The 21453-nt window shown below is 40.4% G+C and carries 15 protein-coding genes; 7 read left to right on the top strand and 8 right to left on the bottom strand.

Annotated features, from left to right (window positions below; translation table 11 throughout):
- Positions 1–9 precede the first annotated feature (9 nt).
- The 3 genes from BLR53_RS05415 to BLR53_RS05405 form a co-directional block, all read right to left on the bottom strand.
- Entirely contained in the window at positions 10–3132 is a 3123-nt protein-coding gene (locus tag BLR53_RS05415) for a SusC/RagA family TonB-linked outer membrane protein (RefSeq protein ID WP_074588502.1), read from the bottom strand.
- Positions 3133–3139: 7 nt separating this feature from the next.
- The gene (locus BLR53_RS05410) at positions 3140–6004 is read right to left on the bottom strand and encodes a glycoside hydrolase family 31 protein (protein ID WP_143007829.1); all 2865 of its coding nucleotides are present in this window, start codon (positions 6002–6004) and stop codon (positions 3140–3142) included.
- Between the two features lie 134 nt (positions 6005–6138).
- Positions 6139–10221, bottom strand: a complete 4083-nt coding sequence (locus BLR53_RS05405) for a hybrid sensor histidine kinase/response regulator transcription factor (RefSeq protein ID WP_244889452.1) — start codon at positions 10219–10221, stop codon at positions 6139–6141.
- 174 nt (positions 10222–10395) lie between these two features.
- On the opposite strand from BLR53_RS05405, the gene BLR53_RS05400 reads away from it, so the two are divergent.
- Both BLR53_RS05400 and BLR53_RS05395 read left to right on the top strand, forming a co-directional pair.
- A complete protein-coding gene (locus tag BLR53_RS05400) occupies positions 10396–10641 on the top strand; it encodes a hypothetical protein (protein WP_074587842.1) in 246 nt (81 codons plus the stop codon).
- Between the two features lie 6 nt (positions 10642–10647).
- Positions 10648–10875: a hypothetical protein gene (locus BLR53_RS05395; protein ID WP_037437965.1), complete on the top strand. Its 228-nt coding sequence runs from the start codon at positions 10648–10650 to the stop codon at positions 10873–10875.
- A 74-nt stretch (positions 10876–10949) separates the two neighbouring features.
- Here BLR53_RS05395 and BLR53_RS05390 read toward each other — a convergent pair whose 3' ends face one another.
- Positions 10950–12263 (bottom strand): alpha/beta fold hydrolase, encoded by a 1314-nt coding sequence (locus BLR53_RS05390; RefSeq protein WP_074587839.1) that lies wholly within the window; start codon positions 12261–12263, stop codon positions 10950–10952.
- 281 nt (positions 12264–12544) lie between these two features.
- Between BLR53_RS05390 and BLR53_RS05385 the strand changes: the two genes are divergently transcribed.
- From BLR53_RS05385 to BLR53_RS05375, 4 genes are all read left to right on the top strand, one after another.
- Positions 12545–13249: a DUF2490 domain-containing protein gene (locus BLR53_RS05385; protein WP_074587837.1), complete on the top strand. Its 705-nt coding sequence runs from the start codon at positions 12545–12547 to the stop codon at positions 13247–13249.
- A gap of 9 nt (positions 13250–13258) precedes the next feature.
- The gene (locus BLR53_RS05380) at positions 13259–13912 is read left to right on the top strand and encodes a penicillin-binding transpeptidase domain-containing protein (RefSeq protein ID WP_074587834.1); all 654 of its coding nucleotides are present in this window, start codon (positions 13259–13261) and stop codon (positions 13910–13912) included.
- Complete coding sequence (locus tag BLR53_RS20295; protein ID WP_143007828.1) at positions 13857–14081, top strand: penicillin-binding transpeptidase domain-containing protein; 225 nt, start codon at positions 13857–13859, stop codon at positions 14079–14081. Before BLR53_RS05380 ends, BLR53_RS20295 begins: the two co-directional genes overlap by 56 nt.
- A 125-nt stretch (positions 14082–14206) precedes the next feature.
- Positions 14207–14803, top strand: a complete 597-nt coding sequence (locus BLR53_RS05375) for a hypothetical protein (protein ID WP_074587832.1) — start codon at positions 14207–14209, stop codon at positions 14801–14803.
- A 54-nt stretch (positions 14804–14857) separates the two neighbouring features.
- Here BLR53_RS05375 and BLR53_RS05370 read toward each other — a convergent pair whose 3' ends face one another.
- The 3 genes from BLR53_RS05370 to BLR53_RS05360 all read right to left on the bottom strand — a co-directional run bounded on the left by BLR53_RS05370 (position 14858) and on the right by BLR53_RS05360 (position 18049).
- The gene (locus BLR53_RS05370; protein ID WP_083332013.1) at positions 14858–16186 is read right to left on the bottom strand and encodes a Fic family protein; all 1329 of its coding nucleotides are present in this window, start codon (positions 16184–16186) and stop codon (positions 14858–14860) included.
- A 421-nt stretch (positions 16187–16607) separates the two neighbouring features.
- A complete protein-coding gene (locus BLR53_RS05365; RefSeq protein ID WP_074587827.1) occupies positions 16608–17519 on the bottom strand; it encodes a PfkB family carbohydrate kinase in 912 nt (303 codons plus the stop codon).
- A gap of 62 nt (positions 17520–17581) precedes the next feature.
- Complete coding sequence (locus BLR53_RS05360; protein ID WP_074587825.1) at positions 17582–18049, bottom strand: DUF4268 domain-containing protein; 468 nt, start codon at positions 18047–18049, stop codon at positions 17582–17584.
- Between the two features lie 176 nt (positions 18050–18225).
- Between BLR53_RS05360 and BLR53_RS05355 the strand changes: the two genes are divergently transcribed.
- Positions 18226–20487 (top strand): NADP-dependent malic enzyme, encoded by a 2262-nt coding sequence (locus BLR53_RS05355; protein WP_037438007.1) that lies wholly within the window; start codon positions 18226–18228, stop codon positions 20485–20487.
- Between the two features lie 76 nt (positions 20488–20563).
- Here BLR53_RS05355 and cysM read toward each other — a convergent pair whose 3' ends face one another.
- Positions 20564–21445 (bottom strand): cysteine synthase CysM, encoded by an 882-nt coding sequence (gene cysM / locus BLR53_RS05350; protein WP_074587822.1) that lies wholly within the window; start codon positions 21443–21445, stop codon positions 20564–20566.
- Positions 21446–21453 lie beyond the last annotated feature (8 nt).

Below are 21453 nucleotides of genomic sequence, written 5' to 3'. Positions count from 1 at the left end.
ATTTTTAGATTAAAATCTCAGATTAGCACCCAACATAAACGTTCTTGGTCTTGGGTAGTATCCCAGATCAATACCAGAAGCAAAACCCTCTGTCCCGTAACCAATTTCAGGGTCCATACCATCATACTTAGTAAATGTGTATAGATTAAGTGCAGCTGCATAAATACGCACCTGTTTCAGGTAACTCTTTTTGAATACCTTACCAAAATCATAACCTATAGTTACGTTACTAATCCGCAGATAATCACCTTTCTGGATATATAAATCAGAAAAATTAGTCCAGTTTCTATTATCAGAAGTCACGCGGGGCATCGTATTAGAAGAACCTTCACCATGCCATCTATCCAGAATTCTTGTGGTGTAGTTACCTAATGGATTTGCCTGATTACGGTACGACTGAACAATTTCATTCCCGGCAACACCCGATGCTACGATAGAGAAATCGAAACCTTTATAATCACCCGAAAGGGTAATACCAAAAGTATAATCCGGATTTGGGTTACCAATTTGCGTCCGGTCAAGATTATCAATCACACCATCACCGTTCACATCTACATATCTCACGTCACCTGGTGCGGCAGCCGGTTGAATTAATTTACCATCTGTATTACGGTAAGCATTAACTTCGTTTTCGGTCTGGAAGATTCCGGCAGTTTTCAGACCCCAGAAATAACCGATTGGAAAACCACTCTGGGCCCTGTAAAACTCCTGAGAATTATCAAACAACTGGTTAATAGCACCATGAACGATACCATCTGCAGTAGGAATATTACCCACCTTGTTTTTATTATATGCGCCGTTAACACCCACAGCATAATTAAATTCACCTATTCTGTTTTTATAAGCAAGAGCTAACTCGATACCCGAATTAGTTACATTACCCCCGTTTATAAAAGGCGCATCAGCACCGGCAGTGGCCAAGATAGGTGCAGAGATTAACCAGTCTTTGGTCGATTTTTTATACCAGTCAAAATTGACGGTAAATTTGCCCTTCAAAAAGTTCGCATCAAAGCCAAAGTTGGTTTGTTCTGAAGTCTCCCATTTTAATGCGGCATTACTCAGTCGGCTCGGATATGCCCCTGGCGTGAGTACCCCTTCTTCATTTCCAAACGTATAGTTAGTATTGGCTAAAGAGATCGGAGCAAGATACTGGAATGCAGCGATGCTCTGGTTACCTACCTGTCCCCAACTGGCTCTGATTTTCAGGAAGTCCAGCCAATCTTGTGTGCCAGCCATGAACGACTCGCTGGTTACAACCCATCCTGCAGAGACCGACGGGAAATAACCCCAGCGATTCTGTGAAGAAAAACGGGAAGAACCATCAGCCCGGAAAGTTGCGTTCAGCAAATATTTGTCCTTATAGCTATAATTTAACCTGCCAAAATACGACAGCCTGCGATCTGCATCATACGGTGCACCGCCAATCGAAATACCGGCTACTTGCTTATTAGTCGCGTTACTTAACCAGGCATGATCAAGATCTTCGAAAATCAGGTTAGTATTCGTGCCAAACAAAGTAGAACCGTCCGCACGGTAGGTAGAAGTTCCCAGCATTGCTTCGAAATGATGATCTTTTTTAAGATCGAACTTATAACTCAGCAAATTATCCCAGATTAAAGATTTGCCTTTATTCATCGATTGGGTTGCCTTAGTTACAGAAGTGTTGGCATAGGCTGACAAAATATAGATTGGTGTGAAAGAGCGATTATCTGAATTGCTGTAATCCAGCCCAAGACTTGTTCTGAATTTCAGATTTTTAATCGGTTCGACAACCATATAGATATCTCCCAGTAAACGCTGGCTGTTAGTCACATTCTGATTCGTTAATGCCATTAGCGCATATGGATTCGCTTCACCAGTATTCCAGGTAGATTTACTGTTATCATAAAAATTACCATTTTCATCATACATAGGAACAAAAGGACTTGTATTAAAGGCACCACGCAGCGAATTATTGTACTGGTTACCAACACCGATCCCTTTACTTTTAATATCACTATAAGTTAGATGCTGTCCGATTTTAATTATGTCTTTATAGAAATTATGTTCAGAATTGATTCTGAAATTGATTCTTTGATAATCAGACAATGATTTACCACCAACTATCCCTTCCTGCCCTGTGTAAGACAGGCCAGTCGAGTATACAGAAGCTTCAGAAGCTCCGGATGCACCAAACGCATAGTTTTGCGTTAATGCATTATCACTAAACATTTCATTCATCCAGTTAGTTCCCTCACCGAATGCAGCAATCTCCGCATTGGTAAAAACAGGTTGATTACCCATATTAATAGCAGACTCATTCATAATGGCAGCATACTGACTTGCATTCAATAGCTGTGCTTTTTTAGCAACGTTCTGGATCCCTGCATACGCATCGAAAGTAATTTGGCCAGACTGTCCGCGTTTTCCCTGACGGGTAGTAACCAGTACCACACCGTTTGCCGCCTGGGAACCATAAATTGCGGCGGATGCAGCATCCTTTAAGACGTCTATAGATTCGATATCTGCAGCGTTCAGATAGGTGATATCACCTGTCAGCACACCATCTACCACATACAGGGGGCCTGAATTACCGATAGTCCCTAAACCCCGTATCGTTACTTTCATACCATCTCCCGGCTGGCCGGAAGTCGATGCAATCTGGACACCGGGCGTTTGTCCCTGTAAACCTTGCAGCGCATTGGTAGTACTCTGCCGTTGCAGTGTCTCTCCCTTAACTTGAACAGTAGCACCAGTTACCAGCTTTTTCTGCTGCACACCGTATCCGACAACAACAACCTCATTCAAGTCTTGATTTTCTTCAGTCAATTTAATACTAACAGATCCGCTGGCGGGCACCTGCAATTCTTTTTGCGCATAGCCAATTGAGCTGATCTGAAGTATATCTCCCGTCTTTGCGCTTAGGGAAAAACTTCCGGAACTATCCGTTCCTGTTCCAGAAGCGGTTCCTTTGACTTTGACAACGGCGCCGGGAATTGGCTGTCCGTCACCGCTTCCTGTTACCTTTCCGGTAACCTGCCTTTGCTGTGCGACCGCACCGGTCGTACAGACCAATAAAATCAACAGTGGCAGCAGCAGTAAATACAACTTGTCCGGAACCCGTCCATTTGTAAGGGTAAAATTTAAGTTCATATATGGTTTATTTAATTTGGTTTTTGGATAGTATTGCTTTTTTGCCGGTATATTTAAGCGTCTGAGCAGATTTATGGTCCTGCTGATCAGCAGCCACATTCATTCCTGGAGAAACGAAAACTACCTTAAATGTGCGGCTCTTCATCATGCCAGGGAATTCTCCTTTCCGGTCTGCAACCGTTAGTTTACCTGTAGATTCCTGGTAGCTGAAGTCGATTTGTGAGAAAGCTCCTTTTTCGTAGTTATAATTAGTACCCTCATCCTCATATAAAGAAAACACAGCATCTTTACCCGTGTATACCAGGATAGTGAGTGGATCTGCTTTTTTCTCGGCTGTATATTGCAGGTCCGGACCAGTTGGTAAAATAGATCCCTCTTTAATATACAATGGCATCCGTTCATAAGGTGCGTCTGCCTGAATATCCTGACCTCCTTTTAAAAATTGTCCAGTATAGAAATCATACCAACCCTGTCCTGAAGGTAGATATACCTTTCTTTTAGTGGCTTTATATTCCAGTACAGGACTCACCAGTACCGATGGACCAAACATAAATGCATCATTCAGGTTGGCCGCTTTCATATCATTTGGAAAATCCATCATCAGTCCACGCATTATGGTATAATCCTGATGGTAACTTTGCCCGGCAAGTGAATAGATATATGGCATTAACCTATACCGGAGTTTATTGTAATACAACATACTCCGGTAAGCCGGATGACCTTCTGGTGCTATATTATAAATCTCACGAAATGGATATTGCCCATGCGAACGGAACAATGGAACAAATGCACCGAACTGGAACCAGCGGGTGTTCAATTCACGCCATTCCTCCTGATCTGCTGTATTCGGCTGTTCATAGCGTTTTTCAACAGAGAAACCACCAATATCCATTGTCCAGTAAGGCATTCCGGAAAGAGAGAAATTAACACCCGCGCTGATCTGGGCTTTCATATCCTCCCATCTGGAGGCGATATCACCACTCCAGGCGGCAGCAGCATAGCGCTGTAGACCAGCATAGGCAGATCGTGTCAGAATAAAAACCCTGTCATTAGGATTCACCGCTCTCTGCCCCTCATAAACACCTTTGGCATTCACTAAAGGAAATGCATTAAAATAAGTAGTTGAAGAGCCCGCATAAGTAGGGTTCATTAAATCTTTACGGATTTCCACCGGTAGATTAGAATGCATATCCGGTTCTGTCGCGTCCATCCACCAGGCATCAATACCCTTGCTGTACAGCCGTTTATTCATCAAATTCCAAAAGGCTGTCCTGGCTTCAGGATTAAATGCATCATAAAAAGTATTACCATATCCGTTGCCGATCCAGTCTTTTCTACCGTCAGCAATATTTCTGCGGTACAGGAAATTTTGTGAATCCATTTGCGCATAGGTATCATGGCCACTGTTAAATTTTGGCCATACAGAGATCATCAGATTTACATGTTGTGCATGCAGATCTTTAATCATTTGCTCTGGCGCTTTAAATCTGGCGGGATCAAATTCCTGGCTTCCCCATTCCGGTTCTTTCCAGTAGGACCAGTCAAGCACAATATTATCCAGCGGAATTTTCCGGTCTCTAAATTCCTTAACTGTCTGTTGTATATCCTGTTGTGTTTTATAGCGTTCGCGGCTCTGCCAAAATCCCATTGCCCATTTCGGCATTAATACGGCCTTACCCGTAACCTGTCGATACCCGCTAATTACCTGGTCTGCATTATTCCCCTGAATAAAGTAATAATCAACTGCATTCCCTGATTCAGATTGCAGGCCAAAAGTATTCTTCAGATTTTCCGGAACAGGAGGCAAACAGGTTAGTCCCAGATAGGATTCACCACCGTCGGGTATCCACTCCATTTTAAACTTTACTTTTTTATTTTTCTCCAGAGGAAGATCGATAGTTGACGAACCTGAATTCCAGGCCTGGCGCCAATAATCTGCCACCAGCTTATCGTCAAACCACACTTTGATATACCCCGCATATTTTAGCTGAAGCTGATAAAGCCCTTCGAGATCACTTTCGAGTAAACCCTCATAGGTAACGACTGCGTCGGCCATAATAATTTCCTTTGGCCATTTATGCTGGTCTGTTAGCCAGTTCATAGATATTTCAGAGACCGGTGCAGTTAATAATACCTTTTCCGGGTTTTTACGCGAAGTATAGGTTGCAGTAATCCAGCCTTCTTGTTTACCCGAAAATAATCTCAATGTGCTAAGCGGTTCATAATCTCTTATATCTCCAGCACGGGTAATTGAATAGTTGTCCCAAAGAAGACCGTAACCTTTGTTACTAACGACAAACGGCACCGCGATATCTGTATTATACTGAATAAGGTCTACCCGACGGCCGCGGTAGTTCATCATACTTTGCTGATGCTGTCCTAAGCCATAATAGGCTTCCTGATCAGCAGCATTAAAAAGCTGGGTTATCTGATAAGAGGATTCACCGTTAAATACCTTAGGCACCATTGCCGCCCCCATCTGCTGGCTTTGTTCGAGTAACAATTTACCTGCATCGTCATGAAAAGAAATTAATCCATTCTCTAATGACACATTAACATTTACAGCTCCGGTAGCCAGGCGAACCTGACCGTTTTCCTCTTTCACGGTGAATTTTTGGCCGGTATTTTTTTTCCATACGGCCATCAGACTAGGCTTGGTGTTAAACACCGGCCCACTGATTTGGGTTACATGAATAATTTGATCATTGACAGGTTCAAGACGGATCTTTTTGATACCTGAATAAGAATTCCTGATGTCAATTTCTACACCGGTTCCGGTTCTTACGAAGTTTTTACTTTCTTGTCCGCTTACATGAGTATATAAGCATACAGCACAGATAAAGATTACGGAGTTTACCCTAATTTTACGCATAGCACATCTACAGTTTATATTTGGTTGTTTTGATGGCTAATGTATCAGTAAGAATATCCCGAAAGGGCATTCAAATGATAACAATTAGGTATTCAAATGTTAACAAAACCAACCTGATAGTAATGTAAAAGGCATTATTCGCTGTCCTGGCCTGCATATACCGAAGGAAGCGTACCGAATTCCTGTTTAAAATATTTACTAAATTGTTTAGGGTTACTAAAGCCAACAGCATAGGCAATTTCCGCAATTGTCAGCTGTGATTTACGCAACAGGGGCTTAGATTTGAGTAGTCTGTAAAAACGAATATATTCCAGTGGAGAACGGCCTGTAAGCGGCAGAATTTTTTTGTATAAACCTACCCTGCTCATATTCATATCTGCACTCAACTGATCTACAGTATAATTTGAGTCCTGCAGATTTTTCTCCAGATGCATTCCGATCTGACGAATGAATTTATCATCTACAGACTCAATCTCCGCATCGGCGGGTTTCAATTCCACCTGTTTGAGATAAGTTTTCCGGGAGATCTCCTGCTGACTCAACAAGTTTTTTATTTTAGACAGTAGGATTTCGAAATTAAACGGCTTGGTCATATAATCATTTGCACCCGTATCCAAGCCTGTTAACTGCTGGTCTTCTGTACTCAACGCAGTTAAAAGGATTACAGGCAAATGTGTTGTCCGTTTGTCTGCACGGATTTTACGGCAAAGATCAATGCCGTTCATTTCTGGCATACTTACGTCACTAACCACCAAATCAGGATGAATTGAAATAATCTTCTGCCAGCCTTCCAGCCCATTTCCCGCCTCTGCGATCTGAAAATACTCCTGTAAATTATCTTTCAGGTAAAACCGGAAATCTTCATTATCCTCAATAAGTATCACAACCGGTTTTTTATTCTTCCTGTTAATGTCGGCGATAATGACGGGTGTCTCCCGCGAGATTTCGATACGTTCAGATGCAGAAGAGAAGCGTTGTGTTATTGGACTGCCATCAAGTTCCTGTGTAAATTTGAATATGACTGTGAATATACTTCCCTGATCAATTGTGCTCTCTACCTCAATTGTACCTCCATGCAGTCTAACAAATTCACGGGTAATCGCTAAACCAATACCGCTCCCCTGGTTAACCATAGAATGAGGTACATCATCCTGAAAAAACCGTTCAAATATTCTGTTTTGTTTTTCAGCGGAAATACCAATGCCAGTGTCGGTTATTTTCAAAACTACCGTAAACTCATTCCCCTGTAATGGCTTCACCTCCAGATCAACCTGAACCACCCCATCTTGTGGTGTAAACTTAAAAGCATTGGATAGGAGGTTGAAGACAATTCTCTCCATTTTATCCTGGTCAAAAGAAGTTATCAGTTCATTGCCGTTTGTCTGAAAACTGAGCGAGATATGCTTACCCTCTGCCACATCGCTAAAGGAATAAACCAGTTCTCTGATAAACCCAATTAAATCTGCCTTTCGGGTTTGTAGTTTGAGCTCACTTACCTCCATCTTTCTGAAATCCAGTAACTGATTGACTAAATTCAGCAAACGTTTACCGTTGCGTAAAATCATTTGAAGCTGTGGTTTCTCTCGCTCATCTGCCTGCCGGATGAGCTTATCCATCGGTGTAATAATCAAGGAAAGAGGTGTTCTGAATTCATGACTGACATTGGTTAAAAATTTAATTTTAAGCAAGTCAAGATCGTGTATCCTTTTAGCCTGCTGTCTTTCCTGCTCCAGCAAATAGGCCCTCTTTATTTTTTGTATTCCCCGGTGACGGATAAACAGTAACGTCCCTGCAAATGCGCAGCAGTAAATAAAATAAGCGGCAGGTGTACGCCAGAAAGGCGGCAAAATCCGGACAGGTAGACGGATCTCATTTTTAACCCATTCCCCACCAGCATTTGTCGATCGTACTTTAAATACATATTCTCCCGGATCTATATTGGTATAAGTTGCTATTCTGCTACCCGCCTGCTGATCCTGCCATAAATCATCAAAACCTTCCAGCATATACTGATACCGGATCTTGCTGGGACTAAAGTAATTTAATGCAGCAAAACTCAGGGCAAAGTTGTTCTGGTCATAATGTAGTTCGAGCTTTTGAATATTATTAATTGCAGATTTCAGGATGATATTTCCACCGTCCGGTTCCCCGATTTCGATATCGCGATTGGCTAGCTGTAATCCGGTCAGTACAATCTGAGGCGTCGTCTGATCACTCAGAATTTGCTCGGGTTTGAACAAATTAAATCCATTTGCCCCGCCAAATAAGATTTCTCCGGCCCTGGTCTTAAATCCGGCGTTAGCATTAAAAGCACTCCCCTGTAATCCATCATGCTCATCAAAACGGCGAAAAGAGTAATTAAAATCACCCTGCCCGTCGGGTTTAATCAATACATTAAATAAACCCTTCGCGGTACTAATCCATAAGTTTCCAGAATTGTCTTCTATAATCTTCAGCGTGGCCTGTTCGGTCAGGCCATTTTTAGAATCGAAATTACGAATATGCCCGTTTACAGGATTAATGCGGCTAATACCATCACGTGTGGCCACCCAGATAAAACCCCGGCTGTCCTCCATCAGGTCGTATACGATATTGTTAATGAGCGCGTAGTTTTTTTTATCCTTACTGTCGTAGTGTCTGAATTTCCCACTTTTACTGCGCACATCAATCCCCTCAGAAGTACCAATCCAGAGATTTCCCTTTTTATCTTCCAGCAGACAGGAAATAAAATCAGAACGTATACTATTTTTCACTCCTGCTTTTATATGACTGAACTTGTCGGTGCTGCGATCTAGTTTATCTAAACCGCCACTTAAAGTAGCAACCCATAAATTATCGTCTCCATCTTCTAATATATCCCAGACCCGGTCATCGGTGAGACTGCCGGGTACACCCTGCTGATGCTTATAATTTCTAAATTTCTTACCGTCAAAGCTGTCCAGCCCACCGAAATAAGTACCTATCCAAAGGACTTGCTGCCGATCTATGTATAAACTAACAATGATATCGTTACTCAGACTGTTAGCATTACCCGATTCGTGCTTATACCGTTTGAATTTCCCGGTTTTGCGATTGAAATTAAAAAGGCCCCCTCCATTGGTGCCAATCCAGAGATTGCCCGACTGGTCTTCAGCAAATCTGTTTACATCTTCGTAAGTAAGCCCGTCAGGAGCATCCTGGTGCCGGTAAAGTGGAAATTTCAGTATTTTTTCATGATAAAAACTGATTCCTTTTTTGAAAGTACCCAACCAGATAATACCCGTGTCGTCGCGGTACATGCTCAATACACTGTTTTGTCCGATACTTTTAGGATCATTTTCTTTGTTGACCAGATAACGGATTTTAAAACTCTTCTGATCAATCAGGTTTATCCCACCATGATCAGTGGCAATCCAGATTAGGCCGTTATTGTCTTCCAGGATATGATTAATCAGATTGTTATTTAATCCTCCCGGCCCTTTATTAATAAATTTCTTTTCGCCGGTTTTGGTATTATAATACTGGATGCCATCCTGCTTATTCAGTGTATAAATCCACAGACCTCCTTTTTTATCTGCAAACATCCTGTAATCTTTGGAAAAACCAGTTAAAGGTTGTTTAAACTGCAGAATTTGTTCTACAACCTTACCTGTTCCAGGATCCAGCTTTTGTATCGTTTTATCTTCATGAATAGTCCAGACCCAACCGGTATCGTCATTAAAAAGGGCGACAACCGGCGTTTTTAAAAAACCAGCTCCAACCTTATTTTTCCCTTGCAGACTGAATACCTGCTTGGTAGCAGTGGTATATTTATAAAGACCTTCAACACCGGCATTGAACCAGAAATTACCTTTGGAATCTTTTACTGCATCAGATATATTGCTGACTGAAATTCCTATCCTTTTAAAAAACGGTTTGACATCCCTGCTAAATGTCTCAGTAACCGGGTCATAAATACTTGGCCCACCTCTGGTTTCCAGATAAAGCATGCCGAATGGCAATTCAAATATCCTGGTAATAAAATCGTCTGTTATAGATGTACTATCTCTTGGATCATGTTTAAACACCTTTACAGAATAACCGTCGAATCTGTTAAGTCCGGCCAGAGTTCCAAACCACATCCAACCTTTTTCATCTTTGAGAATTGCGTTAACCTGGTTATGTGAAAGACCTCTTGATATATCCAGCGTAGAAAATTGGATCTGCTCCTGCTGTGCCAAAACAGGAAAACAAGTCAATGATGCTAAAATTACAGATAATAAAAACCGGAGATACATTGTTCACAAGATAATAAATATTTCCATTCTCAAAATTTGACATGTTGTGTTTTCCAGGATTGTTATACCTTTACAGCTATCCCGTAAAAAGGACAGAAGTTCCGGGATAATCAGGAGCTTCTCAATTCAATATATATGGCAATCGTTAGCAGAAAAGAAGAAAAAATCAAGACCGTACTTGATGAGCTTCCAGAAAATTTCACAGATAAACAATTCGTAGAAACATTTATCAAACAATACTCAAGAGATTGGGGAAAGATTAAAGCGCAGTATTTAAAACAAGCACAGGATAAGGAAGAAGGCACAGTCATTACTATGCCTAAGCCAGATTTATATCTGTTAAGTCTGCTTAAAACTTATAGGGACCGTCAACAATCCTAATCTAATATGGGCTATAAAGTAGAGAAGTTTGAGATCATCGATGGTAAAAAGACTTTACCCGTAGCGATCCATACATTGACCGAAGATGACCAGACAAGCCATGCTGTCTCTATAGATGGATTTGAAAATTTTGAAATCAGTAAAAATCAGCAAGAAGAATGGATAGCTGAACCTGCTGGCATCATTAGTCAGGTATTATTTGATCAGATTATCCGTCTGTGGACAAAACAATAAGCCTGGCCCGTATTTATAATATCCTGTAAAAAAGAAAGCCTGAATTTATAAAATTCAGGCTTTCTTTTTTATGTCTATCCGCCTTTGATCCAGGCGACGATATCATTAATAAAAGTTTCTGAGACACTCGACGGTGAATCGTACTGACGAAGGTCGCCTTTCTCCACCTGAGAACTGAGCAAATGGTTCAGGTCAGGATACAATTTGAGCGTCGCATTTTTCTTTTTATCTAATGCGGCCTTCCAAATTTCATAATCCTTAACACCGACCTGAAAATCCTGTTCGCCTTGAATAACAAGAATGCGTTTGTTTAATTTCTGAGCTGCTTCAACCTGATTATATTGATTCAGATCTACCCAATAGGAAGCCGGCAGCCCAAGTATCACTGAATCTGCTTTAAGCTGACCGAGTTGGTTTATTCTCCCCTGTTCTAAAGCTTTAAGTGCAAAATCAAGCTGCGCTTTGGTCTGTGCGGTAGTGTCTTTCGAATGATCATACAAATACTGGTTTTGCTCTATAAGAATGTCAACCATCTTTCTTGCCGGCGCTGCTGCAAGAATAATCCCCTTGGTTTCAGGAACCAGGGCTGCGATTCTTGGCGCCAGCATTCCTCCAAGACTGTGCCCTAATATATAAACTTGTTTTTTATCTACACCTGGTGTCTGCAAGGCAATTTTCAGAGCCGCGGCTGCGTCATCTATAGTTTCTTCCTTCACCGTAAATACGCCAGAAAACTCTCCGGCATAAACCATAGTACGTTTTACATAACGGATGCTGGCAATTCCTTTGGCAGCTAGTCCGGCAGCAAGATCTTTAAAAGGTTTATTAGGACCCATAGTTTCATCCATATCCGACGGTCCCGAACCATGTACAAGTACGACGATCGGAAAATTAGTTCCTTCTGCCGGCACTGTTAATACCGCTGCAAGTTCATGGCCCGGCGTATTAACACTAATGTTTTTCTCCGTGTATAATGCAGGATTAGCATAGGCAGGATTCAGATATACAGCAGCGTTTGATTTAGGCTGGAGAAAAAAGCCAACCATTTTTTCCTCTTTATTATAAGCGAGCAAAAAAGCCTGTGTGGCACGGGCAAACTTCGCCTCAACAGTAACCGTAAAGTACTCCCCTTCAGTCTTACTTTTCACCGGATCTGCAAGTTCAAACTCACCCAGATTAGTTCTAAGATCGGACCATAACTTTTGTAATTCTTCGATTTTCACTTTATCCTTCAGCGTCGGATCAAAATAGTTCTGAGCATCAGTAAACTTACCTTCCTCGAGTAGTTTAAAAAAATCCTCTGAACGGTTAAATAGTGCAAACATGCCCTGGGCGAGCACACCTGTACCTGATAAAAGCATCAGCAGGAGCAACGTAATTTTTTTCATGAATTGGTTTAGGTTAAAATCAAAGCTAATAATTTCATCGAATAAAGTACAGCTTTTGCGTTTGGAAAAGGTTTAGTCCTAAGTTGAGAGGTTATTGAGACAGTATTGAAAGGGTGTTGAGTGGGTAATTTAGCCATTCAATACCCTTTCAACACCGACTCAACACCGACTCAACAGCATCTCAACTAAAACCGATATCCGATCAAACTTAGAAAACTGATTCACGGAATTTATTATCTTAGCTAATTAAGCAATTGAAACCTTATAACTACATTTCACGTATGCGCCTTACCTTATTTTTGATCACGCTCCTTTGTACAATTAGTACGACCTTATTAGCCCAAACTATCAAACAGCATTCCGGCTGGCTGTTTCTAATGAATAACACCAAAATAAACGACAAATGGGGTGCCTATATGGATGTCCAGTTACGCTCAGCAGATCAATTCGACCGCGTTAGAAACCTGATGTTCCGTCCGGGTGTCACCTATGATATCAACAAAAAAAGTCAGCTTACTTTGGGTTACTTGCTGAATGAAACGTTTAACCCCTCTTCCTCTGGAATCGGAACTTTAACCGAACATAGAATTTGGGAACAATACATCTATAAGCATAAAGTCAGTACGGCAAACTTTAGCCATCGGTTCAGATTAGAACAACGTTTTATAGAACGCGCAAATAATGAAGATTTATTTGCACAGCGCTTCAGATATTTCTTCAGGATAATTTTACCACTTCAAAAAGACAAACAAAACTTTAATAAAGGACCTTTCGCTGCCATACAGAATGAAGTATTCTTAAACATTCAGCATAAAAGTGAATTAAATGGATATGTATTCGACCAAAATAGAGCTTATCTGGCAGCTGGTTACAGATTCAGTCCAAAACTGGATATAGAATTAGGTTATATGAATCAGTCGTCCAAAGGTGCAAGTCGTAATACCATGAATAACATTGCTCAACTAGCAGTATACACACGCTTTTAAACCAGAAATATGAAGAGTGCCTGGTTAAGTTCCAAACATACGTTACTACTAATTCTGTTCACCTCTGCCCTGCTGAGCTCCACTTATTCTACAGGACAGACAAACAATAGGCCCGATCTTCAAAAATTCTACGATCAGTACCAGGGTAAGGGCTCTTTTATTTTGTACGATCAGAAAAACGAGAAATACACCATATACAATGAAAGTCAACGCAACACACCATTTACACCTGCATCGACATTTAAAATATGCAATTCATTAATCTCATTGGAAGAAGGTGTAATCGAAAATGAAAATGTTGTCCTTGAATGGGATAAAAAACCGAGACAAAATCGGGAATGGAATGCAGATACAGACATGAAAAATGCTTTCAAAAATTCTACTGTTTGGTTTTATCAGGAATTAGCTAAACGTGTCGGAGAAAAACGTATGCAATATTGGCTTCAGAAGGTTGCATATGGTAACGGAGATATTTCAGGCGGAATAGATGGCTTTTGGCTATGGGGTGGATTACGTATTTCGCCTCTACAGCAAATCGGATTCTTAAAAAAACTAAATGACAATGATCTGCCCTTCTCCTCCCGCAGTATGGATATTGTGAAGCATAATGATCGTCCAGGAGCATTCAGGTTCCACAGTCAGAGCAAAGACGGGTTCAGGTAAACAGAATGAGCAGTATGTTGGATGGTACGTTGGCTATATTACAACTGCAGACAATGTTTATTATTTTTCAAATTGCGTCCAATCAAAAGACAAGGTTCCAAACTTCGGACCGGCTCGTACAGAGATAGCTTACAATATTTTAAATGAATTGGGAGTATTGAAAATATAAAACATTAAAACTGATCAGACGGAGAAAACACAATCCCATTATTGCACTCAGCGCATAAGATCTTATAATCAATTAGAATAATTTCACCGTTTAGCTATCTTTGCTAAAAATAACATCTAAAAATAATGAGCGAAATTAAACAATACCCTGTTCTGAAACATATTGTAAACGTGATCAAAAATGCGATAGCGGATTCCAAAGTTGACGAGCAGTCAGAAAGTGTATCAATTATCAAAGACGGGAACGATTCAATTCATGTAAAGCAATTATTTGATGATACCGATAAAATCGCCTCCATTTTTATTACCGATAAAAAAGAAATCTTATATAGCGAGGATTTATTAGAGACACTGGAAGATATTGCCCAGACTGCTAAATCTGATGCTAACCTGAAGAAAGCTTTAGAAGCTACAAAAATCATTGTAAATGACCTGAGCCTTCAGACTGAATTTATCTTACAGGAAGTTAAAGCTGCATTTGATGAATTAAGCGACAGCTATGAATTCGGAAAAACGACAGAAAAAAATATAGAAGAGTTTTCTGCCAGCTATAAATTTGGTGATAACAAATTCGATATCACAGTTGTAAATAATGCAGATGCAATTAAGCTCGAAGCTAAGATTGACAGCGCAGTTAAACCTGCTGTCAAAAAAACAATTGAGGCTGATGTCGACAAAATTGGAAAAGCTTTAAATAACTCCTTTAAACAGGGAAAAATGTGATCACCTTAGAGCTGGGTGATCACATTTTTAAAGTCTTTCTAATGGGACTAATCTTTATTTTGATTGGTTCAATTGTTTCAATTTATCTTCTATCATTTTTTTATGCTTATTCGCTTCTTCTTTCACAATTTTTTCAATTTCCAAATTGCTTAGCTGCTCTCCGTATTTTCTCACATAAACGATTTCACCGGAGCTATTTTTTACTGTAAATTCAAATAAGCCAAATTCAAAAGTGATTTTTGATTGATAGTCAAATTCACCATTCGGCATCTTAAATACCTTATAATCATATATGAAGGCAATAAATGCTAAAAATTCCGTGATTTTTTCACGGGCCTCAAGATATACTTCATATTTACCAACTCTCGCCCAGCTTGGTAGATGAACCATTAATGCGGAGCTAATATAAAAACGGTCAAATTTTTCCGCGGAATTTAAAAAGGCTTTGAAAACAGCATCGAGAGATCCGTCATAAATTTCCAGAATAGATTCCTTGGATTTACTTATTTTGGCTTCATTACTAATTGATTTTATTCTCTGCTCTAGTAGGGCAATTTCTTTTTCAAAATCATCTGGTTCTTCAATACTGTGACCTTCGGCTCCAGCAATCATTATCTCTAAAGAGAGGATTAGATTTTTTGCAATGTAATTGATAAAAGACTCAATTATACCGCTATCTGCTTGCCTTAAAGCAGAAAAATAATTTTCTTTGTCCTCTGTCTTGATGATAACTGGGGGATACCCATATTGCATGAGTATAAAGTTCATTAAAATTCTGGCTGTTCGCCCATTTCCGTCATCGAATGGATGAATTCTTATAAACTTATAATGAAACTCCGCTGCAAATAGTATTGGATTTAAGTCGTCGGAGATAGATTTTTCTCTATACCAATCCATTAAATCATTCATTAATGCGGCAGTTTCTTCCGGAGAGGCAAATCTAAATATCTCACCAGTTTTGGTGAGTACATGATTTGGACTTGTTTTATATTTACCAACTTGAACAGCACGTTTTGTAGGCAAGCCACTGGGAGTAATTGCATCAACCACATATGATTCCTTAAACAATAAAACACGAAGTTCTCTGATAAAATTCTCATTCAGCGGATATTCTCTATGAATTATATCTGAAATCCATTTTATAGCTTCATTATGTCTTGTTATTTCGATATGATCTTGTAAAGGCTTGCCTTGAGCAGTAATTCCAAATAGCAATAAGGCCTTTGTCTCCCCATAGGTAAGCATATTACCTTCTATTTTATTAGAGTGATAATTCCAATCTAATCGGAATTTTTCCATAATTCTAGCTTCCGTTTCAGGGCTTATGGGACGTAATTCATTTAATTTTTTCTTAAGATCTAGAACGGATTCAATCAAAGTCATGCTACAAATTTCGCTGATAACCCAAAACTAACTTAAATGAAAGATTAACACGATAATTGTATTGAATCAAATTTGAATCAAATTATTGGTATGTGCGGATAATTTTAGAATAATTAGAGAGTAGAAGAAAGCTTGAGGAGGCAGAAACAGTTTTACAAAAGGTCCTAAAAAAAAGAAAGGGGTGTTCCATCCAGACACATCCCTATTCTAACCAAATATAAACCTGTATGAACGGGTTTTCCTTTATAGCTTTTGCGTCGGTGAACGACTTGCAGAAAGCTTATTATTTCTTGTTTTGTAATACAAATATACAACCCATTTCAATAGTGTACAAATTACACTATGATTTTTTTAACAAAAAACATTTCTATGACTTTTCTTAGTTAAGAAGCCGCTCTTCATTTCCCTTTAAATCATTGTTTTAGCCTATTTCAAAGGCCTTTTCGATTCTTTCTGCAGTTTGAATAAAATTTAGCACTTCTTGCTCCGAACCGGTAAAAGATCCGACAGATTCCATTTTTAAGCTTGCCATTGCTGCTCCGAATTCTGCAGCGAACTTTGGAGAAGCGCCTTTTTCCCGCTGAAAAAGATAACCTGCGATGTACGTGTCTCCACAACCGGTAGCATCTACTTCCTGTGCCGGTTTGAAAGCACAGATCTCGTCAATCCGATTATCACAATAAACTACCGATCCAAGACTGGCACTGGTAATTACAATTTCCTTTACACCAAGTTCTGCTAATTGCGCTATTCCTTCACGAACCGTCGTACAGCCGGTCAGAACTTTTAATTCAGATTCATCGGCTTTTAAAGTATGGACCAGGCTTAAGGCTTCTCTGCTTCCCTCCCATTCTGCAGGACAAACTTGCTGGTTCTCCACCTTTCTGAGGTATCCTTGAACATCTATGGATACTTTGCTTTTTGCCGCCAGAACCTTTAAGAGTTCCAGGGGGATATCGTTGGCCAGCAATGGTCCAAGGTGAAAGATCCCGGCATCGATGTCCGAAAGCTGCTCTGCACGGAACGGATCGGCCTGAGCCAATACCCGCTGGCTTCTATCATCAGGATGACCTGCGTAAATATTTTCGAAATATAAAGTCTGTTTACTTGGAAACACATGCACCTGAATACCCAGCCCACGAAGCTCATTTACATAAGACATCTCAGATTCCGCTACAGAGGTCACAAGACCATAATTCAACTGGAAACCAGAAAGCGCATGAGAAAAATAATAAGAAGTTCCGCCAGCCATATACTGATCAGAAACAGGGCTGATAATGTGATCCTGAGTAAGATGCCCTACACAGCAGATTTGATAAGAAACCGGGGTCATAAAAATAATTTTGAACGGTAAATATAAACAATCGGATTTTAGCGCCCTCTAAACGCGTTAATTTAGCCTTGACGGAAAAGTTCGAAACTATACTGTGCACTGCTCCAGAAATCATCCAGTGCAGTTATCCTGGGCTTAAAAAAAGATATTAAAGCCGGCCAGTCTGCTTTATTTAATACGCTAACACCGGTTAGAGTCTGACTAATGAGGCTTACTGTTTTCCCATACTCGTCTGTATGGTGGAGTTGCCATTCCCAAACATCACCTGTGCTGGCAGCAAGTAATTTTGAGAAAGTGCGGAACTGCTCCATCATCAGTTCCTGAATACCGGGATCGGGATGTGCCATTTCTATAGCGATCACCGCCTCGCGCTGATCTGCCTGCATCCTGAAATGCAGATGTTTAAATCCGGTTTTATAATTGACCCAATTAATTTTCAACCCATCAGCAGAGAGCTGAGGTGCGATATACTGACCAAAAATAGTCCAGAATTCTTGTTTCAACTGGGCGGTCTGAGCTTTCGAATACATATATACTATATTTTTATAATGCCACCGGCATGTATCATTTTTAACATTTTAATCATTCGTATTTAATTTATCGGTTTTTTTGTCGTATTATTTTAAACAAAAAGGTAATTTCGGCCCTTCAATCATTGTTTTTGAAAAATTGCGGTTACACCGCAGCAGGTTACAACACACAAAAAATGAAAAACACAACGAACCGAAAACAGGATGCCCTGGATTATCATTCACAGGGACGGCCAGGTAAAATAGAAGTTATTCCTTCCAAACCCACGAATTCTCAGCGTGATTTAGCATTAGCTTATTCTCCTGGAGTAGCAGAGCCATGTATGGAAATCTACAGAACTCCGGAAGATGTTTACAAATATACAGCTAAAGGTAATCTGGTCGCAGTAATCAGTAACGGAACTGCAGTTTTAGGATTAGGCAATATCGGCCCGGCAGCGAGTAAACCAGTAATGGAAGGAAAAGGTCTGCTATTTAAGATCTTTGCAGATATTGATGTTTTCGATTTAGAGATCAATGCAACTACTGTTGATGAATTTGTGAACGTAGTTAAAGCACTTGAGCCCACTTTTGGTGGTGTGAATCTGGAAGATATTGGCGCTCCAATGTGTTTTGAGATTGAGCGCAGGCTTAAAGAAGAAATGAATATCCCCGTAATGCATGATGATCAGCATGGTACTGCAATTATTACCAGTGCCGCATTATTAAATGCTTGTCAGCTGCAGAACAAGAAATTAGAAAAAATCAAGTTAGTAGTAAGTGGCGCGGGCGCTGCTGCAGTTTCCTGTATCAAATTATACCTGAAATTAGGTGTGAAAAAGGAGAACATGCTTGTTTTCGATAAAGACGGTATTGTAAACAGCTCACGTACAGATCTTGATCCGATCCGTATGGAGTTTGCAACGCCAAGAACTGATGTAAATACGTTGGAAGAAGCGATGAAAGGTGCAGATGTATTCCTTGGGCTTTCCGCAGCAGACGTTCTTTCAGCCGACATGGTTAAGTCTATGGCTAAAAATCCGATCGTGTTTGCATTGGCAAATCCGAATCCTGAAATTAACTATGACCTGGCTGTTTCTGTCAGAAAAGATATTATCATGGCGACCGGAAGATCAGACTTCCCAAACCAGGTAAATAACGTTTTAGGCTTCCCTTATATCTTTAGAGGTGCTTTAGATGTACGTGCTACAACGATTAACGAAGAAATGAAAATCGCTGCTGTTAAAGCGATTGCAGATCTGACTAAATTACCTGTACCTGAAATTGTCAACCTGGCTTATAAAGCAAAGAATTTCAAATTCGGAAAAGATTATATCATTCCTAAGCCAATGGACTCCCGCTTAATGAGTGTTGTTTCTTCAGCAGTAGCTAAAGCAGCAATAGATTCCGGTGTGGCCAGAAAAGAAATCACTAACTGGGATGCTTATCATGAAGAACTGCAGGTGAGACTGGGTGCAGATGATAAACTCCTTAGAAATATAGCTTCAAAAGCTAAATCGGCACCGAAACGTGTGGTATTTGCAGAAGCAGATAATTACAAAATATTAAAAGCTGCCCAGATTGTAAAAGATGAAGGTATCGCTACTCCTATCCTGTTAGGAAACGTAAACCGTATCCAGCAGATTATTATTGACCATGAAATTGACCTGGATCAGGTTGAAATTATTGATCCTTGGCAGGGAACTGAAGATTCAGAACAATTTGCGAACCACCTGTACGAAAGACGTAAACGCAGAGGTGTTACTTTATATGAAGCACGCAAACTGGTCCGCGACAGAAATTATTATGGCGCAAGTATGGTAGAGTTTGGTAAAGCTGACGCTCTGATTTCGGGTTTAACAAAAAACTACAAATCAACTTTAAAGCCATCTTTACAAGTAATCGGTACAAAGCAAGGGGTTAAGAAAATTGCGGGCATGTACATGATGCTGACTAAAAAAGGTCCGGTATTTATGGGAGATACTACCGTTAACCCCGATCCTACCGCACAGGACCTGGTAGATATTACAGGCCTTATCCATGAAAGTATCAAAGGATTTAATATTATGCCACGCGTTGCACTGCTTTCTTACTCTAACTTTGGTGGTAATTCCGGACCTGTTCCTGAGAAAATGAGAATTGCAACTGCTTTACTGAAAGAACAGTATCCTGATATGATCGTTGATGGTGAAATGCAAGGTAACTTTGCGATGAACTCAGAATTACTGAAGGATAACTATCCATTCTCGACGCTATGTGGAAGCCCGGCTAATACGCTGATTTTCCCTAATCTGGAGTCGGGTAACATTGCTTATAAATTATTACAGGAACTAGGTAATGTAGAAGCTGTAGGTCCTATTTTATTAGGATTGAACAAGCCAGTGCATGTTTTACAGATGGACAGTTCTGTAAGGGAAATTGTGAATATGGTTACTATTGCTGTTGTAGACGCACAATAGGCAAAATATATCAGTTAAAAGCGAAAGGCGGCCTGTTAAATTACAGGCCGCCTTTCGCTTTATATATTACGCAGCATTATTCTTTGCCGGCAAAAAGGTCACTGCTCAGGTAACGGTCACCGCGGTCACATGCAATGAACACAATAAGCCCCGATTCGAGTTCTTCGGCCAGCTCCAGCGCACAATGTAATGCCCCACCCGAACTCATTCCTGCGAATATACCCTCTTTACGCGCCATTTCACGTGCACGACGTGTCGCATTTTCCTCAGAAACGTCCATTACACGATCTACTCTGGAAGCATCATATATTTTAGGCAGATAGGCTTCCGGCCATCTTCTGATTCCCGGAATGGATGATTCGGGAGTCGGCTGACAGCCAACGATCTGAATAGCGGAATTCTGTTCTTTCAGGTACATTGAATTTCCCATAATACTCCCTGTGGTTCCCATAGAACTTACAAAATGGGTAATTTGATTTGCGGTATCGCGCCAGATCTCCGGTCCCGTGCTTTTATAATGCGCTAAATAATTGTCTGGATTTGCGAATTGGTTTAACAGGAAATACCCATCCTTAGTACCCTTTTCTTCAGCATAGTCCCGGCAGACTTCGATACTTTCAAGTAAAGTAACCTTCGCACCGAATGCCTCCATGGTTTGAGTACGTTCAGCAGTTGAATTTGAAGGCATTACCAATTCAATTTCCAGTCCGAAAATACCGGCTATCATAGCTAAAGCAATACCTGTATTTCCACTGGTTGCTTCGATAAGTTTAGTTTTTTGATCTACTTCTCCCCGGTCCATAGCACTCCGGATCATATTTAATGCTGCGCGATCTTTTACACTGCCGCCAGGATTATTACCTTCCAGTTTCGCAAAGATCTGCACATTTGCATTTGGATTCATCTGCCGGATCTCCACCAAGGGCGTGTTCCCTATACAGTCAATTATACTTCCCATTCGTTCTG

This window comes from Pedobacter antarcticus (assembly GCF_900103515.1).
GTDB lineage: Bacteria > Bacteroidota > Bacteroidia > Sphingobacteriales > Sphingobacteriaceae > Pedobacter > Pedobacter antarcticus.
The sequence above is the reverse complement of the archived record's forward strand: the minus strand, read 5'-3'. Positions and strand labels throughout refer to the sequence as shown.

Coding starts and splice junctions, on each gene's coding strand:
- BLR53_RS05410 (WP_143007829.1), bottom strand. CDS start 6,004: ATGCGTAAAATTAGGGTAAACTCCGTAATCTTTATCTGTGCTGTATGC.
- BLR53_RS05360 (WP_074587825.1), bottom strand. CDS start 18,049: ATGTATTCGAAAGCTCAGACCGCCCAGTTGAAACAAGAATTCTGGACT.
- BLR53_RS05355 (WP_037438007.1), top strand. CDS start 18,226: ATGAAAAACACAACGAACCGAAAACAGGATGCCCTGGATTATCATTCA.
- BLR53_RS05385 (WP_074587837.1), top strand. CDS start 12,545: ATGCGCCTTACCTTATTTTTGATCACGCTCCTTTGTACAATTAGTACG.
- BLR53_RS05370 (WP_083332013.1), bottom strand. CDS start 16,186: ATGACTTTGATTGAATCCGTTCTAGATCTTAAGAAAAAATTAAATGAA.
- BLR53_RS05415 (WP_074588502.1), bottom strand. CDS start 3,132: ATGAACTTAAATTTTACCCTTACAAATGGACGGGTTCCGGACAAGTTG.
- BLR53_RS05390 (WP_074587839.1), bottom strand. CDS start 12,263: ATGAAAAAAATTACGTTGCTCCTGCTGATGCTTTTATCAGGTACAGGT.
- BLR53_RS05400 (WP_074587842.1), top strand. CDS start 10,396: ATGGCAATCGTTAGCAGAAAAGAAGAAAAAATCAAGACCGTACTTGAT.
- BLR53_RS20295 (WP_143007828.1), top strand. CDS start 13,857: ATGATCGTCCAGGAGCATTCAGGTTCCACAGTCAGAGCAAAGACGGGT.
- BLR53_RS05380 (WP_074587834.1), top strand. CDS start 13,259: ATGAAGAGTGCCTGGTTAAGTTCCAAACATACGTTACTACTAATTCTG.
- BLR53_RS05365 (WP_074587827.1), bottom strand. CDS start 17,519: ATGACCCCGGTTTCTTATCAAATCTGCTGTGTAGGGCATCTTACTCAG.
- BLR53_RS05375 (WP_074587832.1), top strand. CDS start 14,207: ATGAGCGAAATTAAACAATACCCTGTTCTGAAACATATTGTAAACGTG.
- cysM (WP_074587822.1), bottom strand. CDS start 21,445: ATGGGAAGTATAATTGACTGTATAGGGAACACGCCCTTGGTGGAGATC.
- BLR53_RS05395 (WP_037437965.1), top strand. CDS start 10,648: ATGGGCTATAAAGTAGAGAAGTTTGAGATCATCGATGGTAAAAAGACT.